This window comes from Herbaspirillum sp. 3R11, assembly GCF_004563925.1.
Taxonomy (GTDB): Bacteria; Pseudomonadota; Gammaproteobacteria; order Burkholderiales; family Burkholderiaceae_D; genus Herbaspirillum.
Genome location: NZ_SPNJ01000001.1, coordinates 607,424 through 622,229, shown reverse-complemented (window position 1 = coordinate 622,229; position 14,806 = coordinate 607,424). Strand labels below are relative to the sequence as shown.

The following is a 14,806-nucleotide window of genomic DNA, read 5'->3' as shown; positions in this document are numbered from 1 at the left end:
CACGACTCCCTGAAAAACTTATTTGACCAGCGAGCAGGCCGCGTCCATCGGACGGAAGGCTTGTTGCGCAGGAATGGTCGACAGCAATTTCAGATAGTCCCAGGGTGCCTTCGATTCAGCCGGCGACTTGACCTGGTACAAATACATGTCGTGAATCACGCGGCCGTCGGGACGGATCGATGCGTTGCGCATGACGACGTCGCTGATCGGGATCTCGCGCATTTTTTGCGAGACGACCTTCCAGTCAGAAGTCTTCGCCGCAGCGCGCGCCTTCAGGAAGTGATACACGCTGGAATACACGCCGGCCTGCACCATGGTCGGTTTGTTGTTCTTGAATTGCGCTTCGAAGCGCTTGGAGAAGCCGCGCGTCTGTTCGTCGTAATCCCAGTAGAAGCCGTCGGTGTAGACCAGGCCTTGTGCAGCATCCAGACCGAGTGCGTGGACGTCGGACAGGAACACCAGCAGAGCGACCAGGCGTTGATCCTTGCCGCCCACGGCGAACGAACGGGCCTGCTTGATCGCATTGACGACATCGGTGCCGCCGTCAGCCAGGCCGATCACCTGGGCCTTGGAAGCCTGCGCCTGCAGCAGGAAGGACGAGAAGTCGGAAGCGTTCAGCGGATGACGGACTGAACCCAGCACGGTGCCGCCGTTGGCCTTGACCACGTCGGATGCGTCCTTCTCCAGCGAGTGGCCGAAGGCGTAGTCGACGGTCACGAAATACCAGGACTTGTTGCCCAGCTTGGTCAGCGCAGCCGCCGCGCCGGCCGCTTGTGAATAGGTGTCGAACATCCAGTGGAAGCCGTTGGACGCGCATTCGGTCGTCGTCAGCGCGCCGGTAGCCGGGCCGCTGTACATGGCGATGCCGCCCTTTTCCTTGACCAGTTTTTGCACCGCCAGCGCCACCGACGAATTGGTCAGGTCGGCGATCGCCTCGACCTTGTCGCGGTCCAGCCATTCGCGTGCGCGCGTCACGCCGACGTCGGGCTTGTTCTGGTTGTCGGCCGCGAGGACTTCAATCTTCATGCCTTTGCATTCAGCCTTGAGGCAATCCTCGATCGCCAGTTTGGCGGCGACCACCGAACCCTGGCCACCCATGGCGGAGTAAGGGCCGGACATGTCGGTCAGGATGCCGATTTTGACGGTGTCGGAATTTTGCGCCTGGACGGCGCCGGCGATACAGGTCAGGGAAAGCGCGGCGACGGCGAGGCCGGCGCGGATGTTCTTTTGCATGGAGTCTCCTCATTTATATGTTTTTTATGAAATTGCTCTGCGGCGATTTCGAGGCTCATTTTGCATGTGCGTTAATATCGTTACAATAACCAATAATTCAAAAGCCTTTTGCATAATTGCAAAGGACAAATAACGAAGCACACTGGAGACAAGATGCTGGATTGGGACAACCTGCGGGTATTCCTCGAACTCACGCGCAGCCAAGGCCTGGTCGATGCCGCCAAGAAACTCGGCATCGATCACTCGACCGTCTCGCGGCGCATCAAGCGCTTCGAAGAACAGGTCGGCAGCCAGCTGTTCGACCGCAACAACCATGGCTACAGCCTGACCGCCGACGGCTACCGGCTGGTGGAATATGCGGAAAAGATAGAAAGCACGGTCTACGCCGCCGCCGAGGAACTGGGCGGCCACAACCGGCTGTTGTCGGGCCAGGTGCGCCTGGGCGCGACGGAAGGCTTCGGCACTTTCGTGCTGGCGCCGCACATTGCCCACTTCTGCGCACGCAATCCGCATATCTCGGTGGACATGCTGCCGATGCCGCGCTTCGTCAACCTGTCCAAGCGCGAGGCCGACATCAGCGTGACCATCGAGCGGCCGGTCAGCGGTAATTACGTTGTCACGAAACTGGCGGACTATGCGCTGAAGCTGTACGCCACCCCGGCCTATCTGGAAAGCCATCCGCCGGTGCGCAGCGTGGCCGATCTCGAGCCGCATGCCTTCATCGGCTATATTGACGATCTGGTGTTCAGCGAAGAGCTGCGCTACAAGGAAAACATCGCGCCCGAGGCGTTTCGCGCCTTCCGCAGCACCAGCGTGATTGCGCAGTACACGGCGGCGCGCAGCGGCCAGGCGCTGGCGATCCTGCCCTGCTTCCTGGCCCAGCAGTCGGATGACCTGGTGCCGGTGCTGCCTGATGAAGTCGAGATCAAGCGTTCGTTCTGGCTGGTCGCCGCCAGCGAGCAGCGGCACGTGGCGCGGGTGTCGGCGCTGTGGAGTTACCTGCGCGATTGCATGGAGCCGAACAAGGAATTTTTGATGGGGAGGTCGCGTCAGATGACCTGGATGAAATGAGAACGCGCAACCAGCGCGCACTGTATTGAGTTTTCCGCAATCCCACCCAGAGCCGCCCCCGGCTCACACATCAGGAGATCAGCATGGCAGCAAAGAAGATTTTATTGTTGACCGGCGACTTTGCCGAAGATTACGAAACCATGGTGCCGTTCCAGGCGCTGCAAATGGTTGGCCACACGGTACACGCCATCTGCCCAGGCAAGAAGGCCGGCGACAAGATCAAGACCGCCATCCACGATTTTGAAGGCGACCAGACCTATACCGAAAAACCGGGCCACCAGTTCGCGCTCAACGCCAGCTTCGACGACGTCGATCCGGCCAAATACGATGCCATCGTCATCGCCGGCGGTCGCGCGCCGGAATACCTGCGCCTAGACGCCAAGGTGATCGCCATCGTGCGCCATTTCGCCGAGGCCAAGAAGCCGATCGCGGCGGTGTGCCACGGCGCGCAATTGCTGGCGGCGGCGGGCGTAATCGAAGGCAAGAAGATTTCGGCTTATCCGGCCTGCGCACCGGAAGTCAAACTGGCCGGCGGCCACTATGCCGAGATCGCCGTCGACAGCGCCATCACCGACGGCAACTTTGTCACCTCACCGGCATGGCCGGGTCATCCGGAATGGCTGGCGCAATTCCTCAAGGTGTTGGGTACGGAGATCAAGCTGTAGTCTTTTGCTTCGCCCGTTAAAAAGCCGCAGCCTGTGACGGGCTGCGGCTTTTTATTTGCGGCAGATGCAGCTCAACGCTCTTAACGCTTGGTAATCCAGGCCGGTGATTCTTTTTCGAGAAAGGCGCGCAAGCCCTCCTTGCCCTCTTCCGACGCACGCAGATCGGCGATCACGCCGGTGGTGTAATCGCGCAGCGCCGGTGTGGCCGGCAAGGGGTTGGCAACCTGCGCCAATTCCTTGGCGCGTCGCATTGCCTGCGGACCGTTGGCCAGCAAGGTGGCGATGATTTGCTCGGTCTTTGCTTCCAGCTCGGTGGCCGGCACCACTTCATGTACCAGGTCGATGGCGGCGGCGCGGATGGCGGAGAAACGCTCCGCCGTGACGAAGTAGCGACGCGCCTGCGAGGTGCCGATCTTGGCGATCACGTAGGGGCTGATGACGGCCGGCGCCAGGCCGAGCTTGACTTCGGACAAGGCGAAGAAGGCGTTGTCGCTGGCGATAGCGACGTCGCAGCAGGAAACCAGGCCGACGCCGCCGCCCATCACGGTGCCCTGGATGCGGGCCACGGTCGGGCATGGGAAGTTGTTGAGGCTTTCCATCAACGCGGCGAGCTGGTGCGCGTCCTTGAGGTTGTCTTCACGCGTGGCGTCGGCCATGCGCCGCATCCAGCCGAGGTCGGCGCCGGCGGAGAAGGATTTTCCGGTCGAGGCCAGCACCAGTACGTTGACTTGCGGGTTGTCGCGCGCTTGTTTGATCAGGTCGATCAGGTGGGCGATCAGCAGGTCGTCGAAGGCGTTGTGGACTTCGGGGCGGTTCAGGGTGATGGTGGCTACCCCGCGCGCGTCGATGGTCAGATCGGCGGCTTGGCTCATGGTGGGCTCCTTTGTCTTTTATTGATTGCTTGATGGCTGATGGTAAAAGAAAAATGCGATCAAGGGGATGTGCGGAAGGAGATTAACGGGAAATGGGGGGATGGGTTGTCTTTGGGAGGACAAAGGGGGGGATGGTGGTTGCTGTATTTGCGGCGCGGATCGCCTGCTGTGCAGGCGTGCTGGTCCCGGCTTTGCCGGAACGTTGCTGTTTGTTCTTTGACTTATTTTTTTTGCAGCGTTGACTCGACCGCCGGTTCGCCCGCTTTGCGGGCGCGTTCGTTTCGGCTTTGCCGAAACATTGCTGTTTTTCTTGGATTGATTAATTGACGGCGTTGGCTCGACCACCAGTTCGCCCGCTTTGCGGGCGTGCTCGTTTCGGCTTTGCCGAAACATTGCTTTTTGTTCTTGGGATTATTTTCGTTTTGAGCGAGATCGCCGGCCGGCTAACGAACGCTGCGCGTCCGGGGATTCGCCTACCTTCGGCAGGCCGCGGTTTCGCCAGTAGGCGAAACCCTTCGAATCCCCCGCGTGATGTGCGCAGGCACATCACTTGGGGACGTCAAAATAAAAATGCCCGCATCAGCGGGCATTTTTGTTTTGGCGTCCCCAGGGGGATTCGAACCCCCGTACTCACCGTGAAAGGGTGATGTCCTAGGCCTCTAGACGATGGGGACAATTGTCCTTTTGCAGTAATTCAAGCAGTACCTGATAAAGCTGGCGTCCCCAGGGGGATTCGAACCCCCGTACTCACCGTGAAAGGGTGATGTCCTAGGCCTCTAGACGATGGGGACATCGCATACATCATGTCCCGCAGCTGTTACCGTACTACCGACTGTGTGGCATCACAGTTTATTACTAGCATTTACTGCTTTACTTCTCTTACTCAGTAACTACTGAGTCGCTGGTGGAGGTAAGCGGGATCGAACCGCTGACCTCTTGCATGCCATGCAAGCGCTCTCCCAGCTGAGCTATACCCCCTTGCGAAGAAGCGAGATTATGCAACATGCATTGGTAAATAGCAAGAGGGTTTTCGGAAAAACCCTCTTCTTTATTACAAATAGTTTTGCAAACGCGCCAGCACGACCTCGCGGCCGAACAATTCCAATACCGCATCAATCGCCGGCGTCTGCAACTGACCGGCAACGATCAGGCGCAAAGGCATCGCCAGCAACGGCATCTTCAGCGTGTGGGCTGCAAGCACTTCCTTGATCATTGCGCCCAGCGCCGCCTTGTTCCACTCCACCGTCGCACAGCGTGCAGCGAAATCCTGCAACGCCGGCTTGATGGCGTCGGTGATGTGTTGCGTCACCAGTGCCGCATCGGGCGCAGGCTGGCGATAGAACATCAGCACCGCAGGAGCGAGCTCATTGACGGTGTTGGCGCGCTCTTTGAGCAGCGCGATGGTCTGCGCCAGTGCCGGTGCGCCGTCGAATTGCGCGCCCTCTTTTTCCAGCAGCGGACGCACCAGCGCAGCGAGGCGCTCGTTGTCGGCCAGCTTGATGTAGTGGTTGTTGAGCCAGGCCAGCTTTTCCGGATTGAATTGCGCCGGCGACTTCGACAGATGGTCGAGGTCAAACCATTCGCAGAATTGTTCCATCGAGAAAATTTCTTCGTCGCCATGGCTCCAGCCCAGACGCGCCAGATAGTTCAGCATCGCTTCCGGCAAGAAACCTTGCGCCGGATAATCCATCACGCTGACCGCGCCGTGACGCTTGGACAGCTTCTCGCCGTCGGCGCCGAGGATCATCGGCACGTGGCCGTACAGCGGCAGCGTGCCGCCCAGCGCCTTGAGGATATTGATCTGACGCGGCGTGTTGTTGACATGGTCGTCGCCGCGGATCACGTGGGTGATCTTCATGTCCCAGTCGTCCACCACGACGCAGAAGTTGTAGGTCGGCGTGCCGTCCGGACGCGCAATCACCAGGTCGTCCATCTCGCGATTGGAAATCGTGATCGGGCCCTTGACCACGTCGTCCCAGGTGACGTCGCCGTCGAGCGGATTGCGGAAGCGCACCACCGGCTTGCGGCCTTCGGGGATCGCCGGCAAGGTCTTGCCGTCTTCGGGGCGCCAGGTGCCGTCGTAACGCGGCTTCTCGCCTGCGGCGCGTTGGCGTTCGCGCATGGCTTCGACTTCTTCCGGCGAGGAATAGCAATGGTAGGCGGTGCCCTGTTGCAGCATCTGTGCCACCACTTCGCGGTAACGGTCCATGCGCTTCATCTGATAGAACGGGCCTTCGTCATGCGCCAGTCCCAGCCACTGCATGCCCTCGATGATGGCCTGCACCGCTTCCGGGGTGGAACGCTCCAGATCGGTGTCTTCAACACGCAAGATGAAGGTGCCGCCGAAACGGCGTGCATAGGCCCACGAGAACAAGGCCGTGCGCGCGCCGCCGAGGTGGAGATAACCGGTCGGGCTGGGCGCAAATCGGGTGCGGACGGGTGTGGCAGGTACTGTGGATGTCATGATGATAAATAAAAACGGCCTTGGAACGCCAAAGCCGTTGTCAGTCTGATCGGAAAGCCGTCATTTTACCGCGTCGGCCGCCGTCGTGGAATCAGACGGCAGACCGGACACTTACTTGACGGTGATGTTGATGGTCTTGCTCATCGCAGGACCATAGGACTGGTGAGCGCCATCGCCGAACTGCATGGTCAGCGCGTACTTGCCCGGCGGCAGCGTGATTTTCGCTTCGGTCTGTCCCTTGCCGTAATGCAGATGCGTGTCGTCCATCGGGATCGGCGCGCCCTTCGCGACAGGGCCGGTGTTGATCAGCAGATGATGATGGCCGGTATTGGGCGTCATGTCGCCAAGCGGCCGGATTTCCATGCCGGAGACCGCGAACTTGACGTCGAACGGACTGGAGACGACAGCGCCGTCCATCGGCGCCGTGAACGACACCGACGGCTCGGCCGCCTGGGCTGCCTGCGCCGCAACGAGCAGGACGGATGCGGCGAACAGGGTCTTGATGAATCGCGATGGTTGGAATGCTCGCGATGTCAGGGATATCGTGGATGTCATTGCAGTTCTCCTTGCTACGTTCTACGTTGGTGGGATTCCCTACCCCCATGGCGTCGCCGGCATCGACCGACCGACCAATCAATCAGTCGTTCTGGATCACGATGCTCGGAAACTTGCTGGTCATGTCCTTGGCTTTTTCCGCCACTTTGACAGCGACCTTGCGCGCGATGTTCTTGTAAATTTCAGCCACCGCGCCATTCGGCTCGGCCACCACGGTCGGACGGCCTGAATCGGTCTGCTCGCGGATCGCCATCGTCAGCGGCAAGGCGCCGAGGAAATCGACGCCGAAGTCGGCGCACATTTTCTCGCCGCCGCCGCTGCCGAAGATGGCTTCGGCGTGGCCGCAGTTGGAGCAGATGTGCGTGCTCATGTTCTCGACGATGCCCAGGATCGGGATGCCGACCTTCTCGAACATCTTCAGGCCCTTGCGCGCATCCAGCAAGGCGATGTCCTGCGGCGTCGTGACGATCACCGCGCCGGTGACCGGCACCTTCTGCGACAGCGTCAGCTGCACGTCGCCGGTACCCGGCGGCATGTCGACGATCAGGTAGTCCAGGTCGCGCCAGTTGGTCTGGTCGAGCAGCTGTTGCAGGGCCTGCGTGACGATCGGACCGCGCCACACCATCGGCTCGTCCGGATCGATCATGAAGCCGATCGAGGACACTTGCAGGCCATGGTTTTCCAGCGGCTCCATGGTCTTGCCGTCCTTGGTCTCGGGCTTGGCGTCGATGCCCAGCATCATCGGCTGCGACGGACCATAGATGTCGGCGTCGAGGATGCCCACGCGCGCGCCTTCGGCGGCCAGCGCCAGCGCCAGGTTGGCGGCGGTGGTCGACTTGCCGACACCGCCCTTGCCGGAAGCCACGGCGATGATGTTCTTGACGTTGGATTTGAGCTTGATGCCGCGCTGCACCGCATGCGCGACGATCTTGAAATAGACATCGGCCTTGACCGCGCCCACGCCCTCAACCGTCCGCACGGCGGCCTCGGCGGCGTTGCGGATCGGTTCGATCTGGCTATTGGCCGGATAACCCAATTCGACGTCGAAGGCGACATCGGCACCGGTGATCTGGATATTCTTGACCGACTTGCCCGCCACCAGATCCTTGCCGGTGTTGGGGTCGATGACCTGGGACAGCGCTGCTTTGACGACTTCTGCGGTGATGCTCATTACCTCTCCTTGATGGACCGGCTTTAATGCCAGCTTTAATGCACCCGCAAGTCTAAACCAATAGCGCCGCCGAGGTTGCCGCATCGACACGGCAGGCATTCCGGGAAATTGCCATACAGACATGAAAAACGACGTTTGCGGCTGCTTGTTTGCGGCTTGTTTATGGATCAAGCCTGCGCCAAAGCCCCTGCGGCTGCTAAAATGACCCTCTTTCCTGATCACCAACCCAAGCACGCATTGCCAATGAGCACTTCATCGCCACGCCAACTTTTCGTTACCACCGCCCTTCCCTACGCCAACGGCGCGTTCCACATCGGCCACATCATGGAATACATCCAGGCCGATATCTGGGTCCGGTTCCAACGAATGCAGGGCCATGAAGTCCATTTCGTCGGCGCCGATGACGCCCACGGCGCACCGATCATGATCGCGGCTGAAAAAGCCGGCGTGACGCCGCAGCAGTTCGTCGCCGACATCGCGGCCGGCCGCAAGCAATATCTGGACGGCTTCCACATCGCCTTCGACAACTGGAGCTCGACCGACAGCCAGGAAAACCACCAGCTGTCGCAAGACATCTACCGCGCCCTGCGCGACGATGCCAAGCTGATCACTACCAAGACCATCGACCAGTTCTTCGACCCGGTCAAGAGCATGTTCTTGCCGGACCGCTATATCAAGGGCGAATGCCCGAAGTGCGGCACCAAGGACCAATACGGCGACTCCTGTGAAAACTGCAGCGCCGTGTATGCACCGACCGACCTGAAGAATCCGTACTCGACCCTGTCGGGCGCGACGCCGGTGATGAAGTCATCGGAACACTTCTTCTTCAAGCTGTCGGATCCGAAGTGCGTGGCTTTCCTGCGTGAATGGGCGTTGGACAACAACCGCCTGCAACCGGAAGTGGCCAACAAGTGCCGCGAATGGCTGGACGGCGAGAGCGGTCTGGGCGACTGGGACATCAGCCGCGATGCGCCCTACTTCGGCATCGAAATCCCCGACGCGCCGGGCAAGTATTTCTACGTCTGGCTGGACGCGCCGATCGGCTACCTGGCTTCGCTGAAGAATTACTTCGAGAAGACCGGCCGCGATTTCGACGCCTTCATGGCCAACGACAAGACCGAGCAATATCATTTTATCGGCAAGGACATCACGTATTTCCACACGCTGTTCTGGCCCGCCATGCTCAAGTTCGCCGGCCGCAAGACGCCGACCAACGTGTTCGCGCACGGCTTCATCACCGTCAGCGGCGAAAAGATGTCGAAGTCGCGCGGCACCGGCATCTCGCCGCTGCGCTACCTCGATATCGGCATGAATCCGGAATGGCTGCGCTACTACATCGCCGCCAAGCTCAACGCCAAGGTGGAAGACGTCGACTTCAATCCTGACGATTTCGTCGCCCGCGTCAATGCCGACCTGATCGGCAAATACGTCAACATCGCCAGCCGCGCCGCCGGCTTCATCGCCAAGCGTTTCGACGGCAAGCTGTCGACCGCGTGGGCGACTGCCGACGATGCTTTCCTGGCCAAGCTGCGCGGCATCGCGCCGGACATCCTGGCGCTCTACGAACAACGCGAATACGGCAAGGCCCTGCGCGCGATCATGGAGCAAGCCGACGTCATCAACGCCTACGTCGACGCCAACAAACCATGGGAACTGGCCAAGGACACCGCCAAGGACGCGCAACTGCACGAAGTCTGCAGCCGCCTGCTGGAAGCCTTCCGCATCCTGACCGTGTACCTGAAACCGGTGCTGCCGCAACTGGCTGCACAAGTCGAAGGCTTCCTCAACGTTGCGCCGTTCAATTGGGCCGACGTCCAGACCGCGCTGCCTGACGGCCACGTCATTAATGCCTATGCCCATCTGATGCAACGCGTTGATCCGAAGATGCTGGATGCGCTGTTCGATGCGCCCGAGCCCGCTGCTGCGCCTGCCGAAACGGCTGATGTCGGCATCGAAGAACTCGCCCCCGAAATCAGCATCGACGACTTCGCCAAGATCGATCTGCGCATCGCCAGGATCGTCAACTGCGAAGCCGTCGAAGGTTCGACCAAGCTGCTGCGCCTGACGCTGGACGCCGGTGAAGGCAAGACCCGCAACGTGTTCTCCGGCATCGCTTCGGCCTACAAGCCGGAAGAGCTGGTCGGCAAGCTGACCGTGATGGTCGCCAACCTGGCGCCGCGCAAGATGAAGTTCGGCATTTCCGAAGGCATGGTGCTGGCGGCTTCGGCCAAGGATGAAAAAGCCAAGCCGGGCATCTATGTGCTCAATCCGTGGCCGGGCGCCGAGCCGGGCATGCGGGTTCATTAATCTCAGCGATCACGCCATGGCAGACATTGACCTTCTGATTCGTGAAGCCACCGTCGACGACGCGGAACTGATCGCCGAACTCACGCGCGACAGCTGGGCCAACAAGGTTGCGCCCAGTTCGAGCGGCCATCGTGAAGAACCAAAGCGCGTCGCGGAAGACCTGCAACGCGGCGGCGGCTTCGTGCTGCTGCGCGACAACGTGCCCGCCGGTTCAGTACGCTGGCTGCCGCTGGACACCGAACTCGACGTCTGGGAAATCCTGCGCATGGGCATCCTGCCCGGCTATCGCGGCGAACGCCTGTCGCAGCACCTGATGGAAGCCCTGATCCATCGCGCCCTCGCCGCCGACATCGGCGAACTGCGCCTGGCGGTCCGCAGCGATCAGGAGCAATTGCTCGACGTCTACGCCGCCTTCGGTTTTGAAATCGCCCCTGAACTGGAATACACCCGCGCCAATCCGATGGAGCCGTCGCCCATCGTGATGCGTCGCTGGCTGCGCAACTAACTTCTCCGCAATATCCCTGAGCCGTCGTCCGCGCTGCAATCGCAGTCGCGCACGGCGGTTTTTCTTTTTCCCGCCGCGCTGTTTCCCATCGTCATCATGTCGGCGCGTACGTGCTCGCCGATGCTGCACGGCGTCAAGGCTCAGGCTTGATTTCTCGCATCAATTCGATTATTGTACAAACGTTCAACAACAATGATCATCTGTTCAAAGGCAAAATGGCTACAGGAGAACGTCAGGACACCGCTTATTCGGCCGTGCGCGTCGCGCGTCTGTACTACTTCCAGAACATGACGACGGCGGCCATCGCGGAAGAGATCGGCACCTCGCGCGCGACCGTGTCGCGACTGCTGTCGTACGCCATGGAGAACGGCCTGGTAGAGATCCGCGTGCATGATCCGCAGGAGCTCTCCGGCAATCTCGAAGCCGCCATCACCAAACACTATCCGCTGCGCTCGATCCAGGTCGTGCCGGTGCCGGCCGCCGCCACCGAGCGCGAAAGCATGCAGCGCGTCGCCGCGCACACCGCCGCTTACCTGAATACGCTGATGCAGCCGTCCACCGTGATCGGGCTGGCCTGGGGCAACACCGTCGCCGCCATCGCCGACAACCTGAGCCCGAAGGCCGTGCACGACGTCGACGTGGTCCAACTCAACGGTTCGGGCGCCGGCGCTAACATCGTCAACACCTTCGGCGAATCGCTGGTGTCGCGCTTCGCCCAGAACTACGGCGGCCGCGCCCACAGCTTCCCGGTGCCTGCCTTCTTCGACTACGCCGACACGCGCACCGCGCTCTGGCGCGAGCGCAGCATCAAGGCCATCCGCACCTTGCAGAACGACGCCGCCATCCTGCTGTTCAGCATCGGCGCGGCCGAAACCGGCAGCCACATCCACACCGGCGGCTACCTCGACAAGCAGGACCAGCAAGACATCCGCCGCGACGACGTGGTCGGCGACATCGCCACCGTGTTCTTCCGCGACGACGGCAGCTGGCGCGACGTGGCGCTCAATGCGCGCAGCAGCGGACCCGATCTCGACCGCTTCCAGCGCGCCGCACATTCGATCTGCGTGGTGTCCGGCAAGGGCAAGATCCCGGGCCTGCGCGCAGCGCTGCTGGGCGGCTTCATCAATGAACTGGTGATCGACGAACCCACCGCCCGCCTGCTTGTGCAGCAGCTGGACGAAGACAAGAACGAGGCGGCGCAGGAAGCGCCTGCCGGCAAGACCGCAAACAACAAAACCAACCGCAAACGAGCAAAGTAATGAGTACAGCAACCGGCACAGCGACCACTTCAGAAACCTACGATCTCCTGATCATCGGCGGCGGCATCAACGGCGCCGGCGTGGCGCGCGACGCCGCCGGGCGCGGCCTCAAGGTCGCCTTGTGCGAGCAGAACGATTTCGCCGGCGCCACCTCGTCGGCCAGCACCAAGCTGATCCACGGCGGCCTCCGCTATCTCGAATACTATGAATTCCGCCTGGTCGCCGAAGCGCTGGCCGAGCGCGAGCACCTGCTCAACATCGCGCCGCACATTGCCTGGCCTTTGCGCTTCGTGATGCCGCACGTCAAGGGTCTGCGTCCGCGCTGGATGATTCGTCTCGGATTGTGGATGTACGACCATATCGGCGGCCGCATCACGCTGCCCCATTCGGCAGGTATCGCGCTCGACCAGATGAGCGCACCGAGCGGCCTGCGCGCCGACATCACGCGCGGCTTTGCCTATTCCGACGCCTGGGTCGACGACGCCCGCCTGGTGATTCTTAATTTGCTGAGTGCACAGGAACACGGCGCCGACATCTTCGCCCGCACGCGCCTGGTGGACGCCAAGCGCAGCAACGGCCAATGGCAATGCGAAGTCGAGAACACCGTCACCGGCGTCCGCAAGCAGCTCACCGCACGCGCCGTCGTCAACACCGCCGGCCCGTGGGTGGCGAAGATGGACCAGTTGCTCAATCCGGCCCAGCAAGGCAAGACGCACGCCGCGGTCAAGCTGGTGCGCGGCAGCCACATCGTGGTGCCGCGCCTGTTCGCCGGCGAGCACGCCTACATCCTGCAGAACGACGACAAGCGCATCGTCTTCATGATTCCTTACGAAGACAAGTTCACGCTGATCGGCACCACCGACGTGCCGCAAGAGAACATGGACAACGGCGCCAAGATCAGCGCCGATGAAGAAGCCTACCTGCTGCGCGCGGTCAATCAATACCTGGCCAAGCCGATAGCCCACGCCGACATCGTCTGGCGCTACGCCGGCGTGCGTCCGTTGTTCGACGACGAGTCCGACAATCCGTCGGCGGTCACGCGTGACTACACGCTGGTGCTGCAGGACGCCGACAACACGCCATGCGTGTCGGTCTACGGCGGCAAGATCACCACTTACCGCCGCCTGGCCGAATCGGTGCTGGAAAAGCTGGCGCCTTGGACCAAGACCCGTCGCGGCCCGTGGAGCAAGGACGAAGCCCTGCCCGGCGGCAAGTTCAAGCGCGCCGACCGCGCCCAGGAACTGGATTACCTGAAAAAGAAATACGCCCAGCTCGACGCCCATTTCCTGACGCGCCTGTTCGGTCGCCACGGCCGCATCGCCCACGTCATCCTCAAGGAAGCGCAGACGCCGGCCGAACTCGGTCGCGACTTCGGCGGCGGCCTGGTGCAGCGCGAGGTCGATTACCTGATCACGCACGAATGGGCCTACCAGCCGGACGACATCCTGTGGCGCCGCACCAAGTGCGGCCTGCACATGAGCGAGCAACAACGCGCCGAGTTCGCCGCCTATTTCGCCGAACACTGCGCGATCCGAAAACACCTGGCCGCACAGATGGCGCAGACCTGAGCGCGACCGCATTGATTTGCATCACCATTCATTTCTTTACCGAGGGGACACCGCGATGGCAGCAATTTCGCTCAAGGGCATTACCAAGAACTGGGGAGACGCCCAGGCAGTAAAAGGCATTGATTTCGAAGTGAAGTCGGGCGACTTCACCGTGTTGCTGGGACCGTCCGGCTGCGGCAAGTCGACCACGCTGCGCCTGATCGCCGGCCTCGACACGCCGTCCACTGGCGCCATCCGCATCGGCGAGCGCGACGTCACCAACCTGCCGCCGGCGCAACGCAAGATCGCCATGGTGTTCCAGTCGTATGCGCTGTTCCCGCACCTGAACGTGCGCGACAACATCCTGTTCGGCGTGCGCGTGCGCAAGGAACCGGCCAAGCATTTCGAGGAGCGCCTCAAGCGCGTCGCCGACATCCTCGGCCTGAGCCACCTGCTCGACCGCCGTCCCGGCCAGTTGTCGGGCGGCCAGCAACAGCGCGTGGCGCTGGGCCGCGCCATCATCGCCGATGCGCCGGTCTGCCTGATGGACGAACCGCTGTCGAATCTGGATGCCCAACTGCGCCAGGAAATGCGCCGTGAAATCCGCGCCCTGCAGCAGCAGCTCAACATGACCATGATCTACGTCACGCACGACCAGACCGAGGCGATGAGCATGGCCGACCAGGTGATCCTGCTGCGCGACGGCAAGATCGAACAGAACGCGCCGCCGGCCGAACTGTATGCGCAGCCTGCTTCGGTGTTCGCCGCACGCTTCATCGGCACGCCGCCGATGAACATCCTGCCGCTGTCGAACAGCGCCAACGGCCTCGTCATCGAAGGCAGTACCGGTCCGGTGATCCATCCGCACAACGTTGATGAAGAATGGCAACTGGGCGTGCGTCCTGAGCACATCCATCTGGTCGAGCAAGGCATTGCCGCCACGGTTGACACGATCGAGTACTTCGGCGCCGACACCATCGTCGGCTGCCGCGTCGGCCAGGCTTCGCTGCTCATGCGCGTACCGGGCCAACTGACGCTGGTGCCGGGCGACGCGATCCAACTCGGCTGGGACCATGGCAGCCAGTATTTCTTCGACAAAAAATCGGGCTTGCGTCGGATTCCGATGTAATCGTTTTCACCGCTTTTACCTTGCACCA

The 14,806-nt window shown here is 61.4% G+C and carries 12 protein-coding genes and 3 tRNA genes; 7 read left to right on the top strand and 8 right to left on the bottom strand.

The window, feature by feature from the left end; all coding sequences use genetic code 11:
• Window positions 1-18: 18 nt before the first annotated feature.
• Entirely contained in the window at window positions 19-1,233 is a 1,215-nt protein-coding gene (locus E4P32_RS02900; protein ID WP_116433343.1) for an ABC transporter substrate-binding protein, read from the bottom strand.
• A gap of 153 nt (window positions 1,234-1,386) precedes the next feature.
• On the opposite strand from E4P32_RS02900, the gene E4P32_RS02895 reads away from it, so the two are divergent.
• A complete protein-coding gene (locus E4P32_RS02895) occupies window positions 1,387-2,304 on the top strand; it encodes a LysR family transcriptional regulator (protein ID WP_116433344.1) in 918 nt (305 codons plus the stop codon).
• An 83-nt stretch (window positions 2,305-2,387) separates the two neighbouring features.
• The gene (locus E4P32_RS02890) at window positions 2,388-2,969 is read left to right on the top strand and encodes a DJ-1/PfpI family protein (protein ID WP_116433345.1); all 582 of its coding nucleotides are present in this window, start codon (window positions 2,388-2,390) and stop codon (window positions 2,967-2,969) included.
• Between the two features lie 80 nt (window positions 2,970-3,049).
• On the opposite strand, the gene E4P32_RS02885 is transcribed toward E4P32_RS02890, so the two are convergent.
• The 7 genes from E4P32_RS02885 to apbC form a co-directional block, all read right to left on the bottom strand.
• Window positions 3,050-3,841 carry an enoyl-CoA hydratase-related protein gene (locus E4P32_RS02885; RefSeq protein WP_116433346.1) on the bottom strand — a complete coding sequence of 264 codons (792 nt, stop codon included), beginning with the start codon at window positions 3,839-3,841 and terminating at the stop codon, window positions 3,050-3,052.
• A 598-nt stretch (window positions 3,842-4,439) separates the two neighbouring features.
• A tRNA-Glu gene (locus E4P32_RS02880) sits at window positions 4,440-4,515 on the bottom strand.
• 41 nt (window positions 4,516-4,556) lie between these two features.
• Window positions 4,557-4,632, bottom strand: a tRNA-Glu gene (locus tag E4P32_RS02875).
• 111 nt (window positions 4,633-4,743) lie between these two features.
• A tRNA-Ala gene (locus tag E4P32_RS02870) sits at window positions 4,744-4,819 on the bottom strand.
• Window positions 4,820-4,892: 73 nt separating this feature from the next.
• Window positions 4,893-6,305: a glutamate--tRNA ligase gene (gene gltX, locus E4P32_RS02865; RefSeq protein WP_116433347.1), complete on the bottom strand. Its 1,413-nt coding sequence runs from the start codon at window positions 6,303-6,305 to the stop codon at window positions 4,893-4,895.
• Window positions 6,306-6,416: 111 nt separating this feature from the next.
• On the bottom strand, window positions 6,417-6,860 hold the full coding sequence (locus E4P32_RS02860; protein ID WP_116433348.1) for a DUF4399 domain-containing protein: 444 nt from the start codon (window positions 6,858-6,860) through the stop codon (window positions 6,417-6,419).
• Window positions 6,861-6,942: 82 nt separating this feature from the next.
• The gene (apbC, locus tag E4P32_RS02855; protein ID WP_116433349.1) at window positions 6,943-8,031 is read right to left on the bottom strand and encodes an iron-sulfur cluster carrier protein ApbC; all 1,089 of its coding nucleotides are present in this window, start codon (window positions 8,029-8,031) and stop codon (window positions 6,943-6,945) included.
• A 243-nt stretch (window positions 8,032-8,274) separates the two neighbouring features.
• Between apbC and metG the strand changes: the two genes are divergently transcribed.
• The 5 genes from metG (at window position 8,275) to E4P32_RS02830 (ending at window position 14,778) form a co-directional block, all read left to right on the top strand.
• On the top strand, window positions 8,275-10,338 hold the full coding sequence (gene metG, locus E4P32_RS02850; protein WP_116433350.1) for a methionine--tRNA ligase: 2,064 nt from the start codon (window positions 8,275-8,277) through the stop codon (window positions 10,336-10,338).
• 25 nt (window positions 10,339-10,363) lie between these two features.
• Entirely contained in the window at window positions 10,364-10,843 is a 480-nt protein-coding gene (locus E4P32_RS02845; protein WP_116433929.1) for a GNAT family N-acetyltransferase, read from the top strand.
• A gap of 215 nt (window positions 10,844-11,058) precedes the next feature.
• A complete protein-coding gene (locus E4P32_RS02840) occupies window positions 11,059-12,102 on the top strand; it encodes a sugar-binding transcriptional regulator (RefSeq protein WP_116433930.1) in 1,044 nt (347 codons plus the stop codon).
• On the top strand, window positions 12,102-13,670 hold the full coding sequence (gene glpD, locus E4P32_RS02835) for a glycerol-3-phosphate dehydrogenase (protein ID WP_116433351.1): 1,569 nt from the start codon (window positions 12,102-12,104) through the stop codon (window positions 13,668-13,670). The genes E4P32_RS02840 and glpD overlap by 1 nt, the downstream gene beginning before the upstream one ends.
• 55 nt (window positions 13,671-13,725) lie before the next feature.
• The gene (locus E4P32_RS02830) at window positions 13,726-14,778 is read left to right on the top strand and encodes an ABC transporter ATP-binding protein (RefSeq protein WP_116433352.1); all 1,053 of its coding nucleotides are present in this window, start codon (window positions 13,726-13,728) and stop codon (window positions 14,776-14,778) included.
• Window positions 14,779-14,806 lie beyond the last annotated feature (28 nt).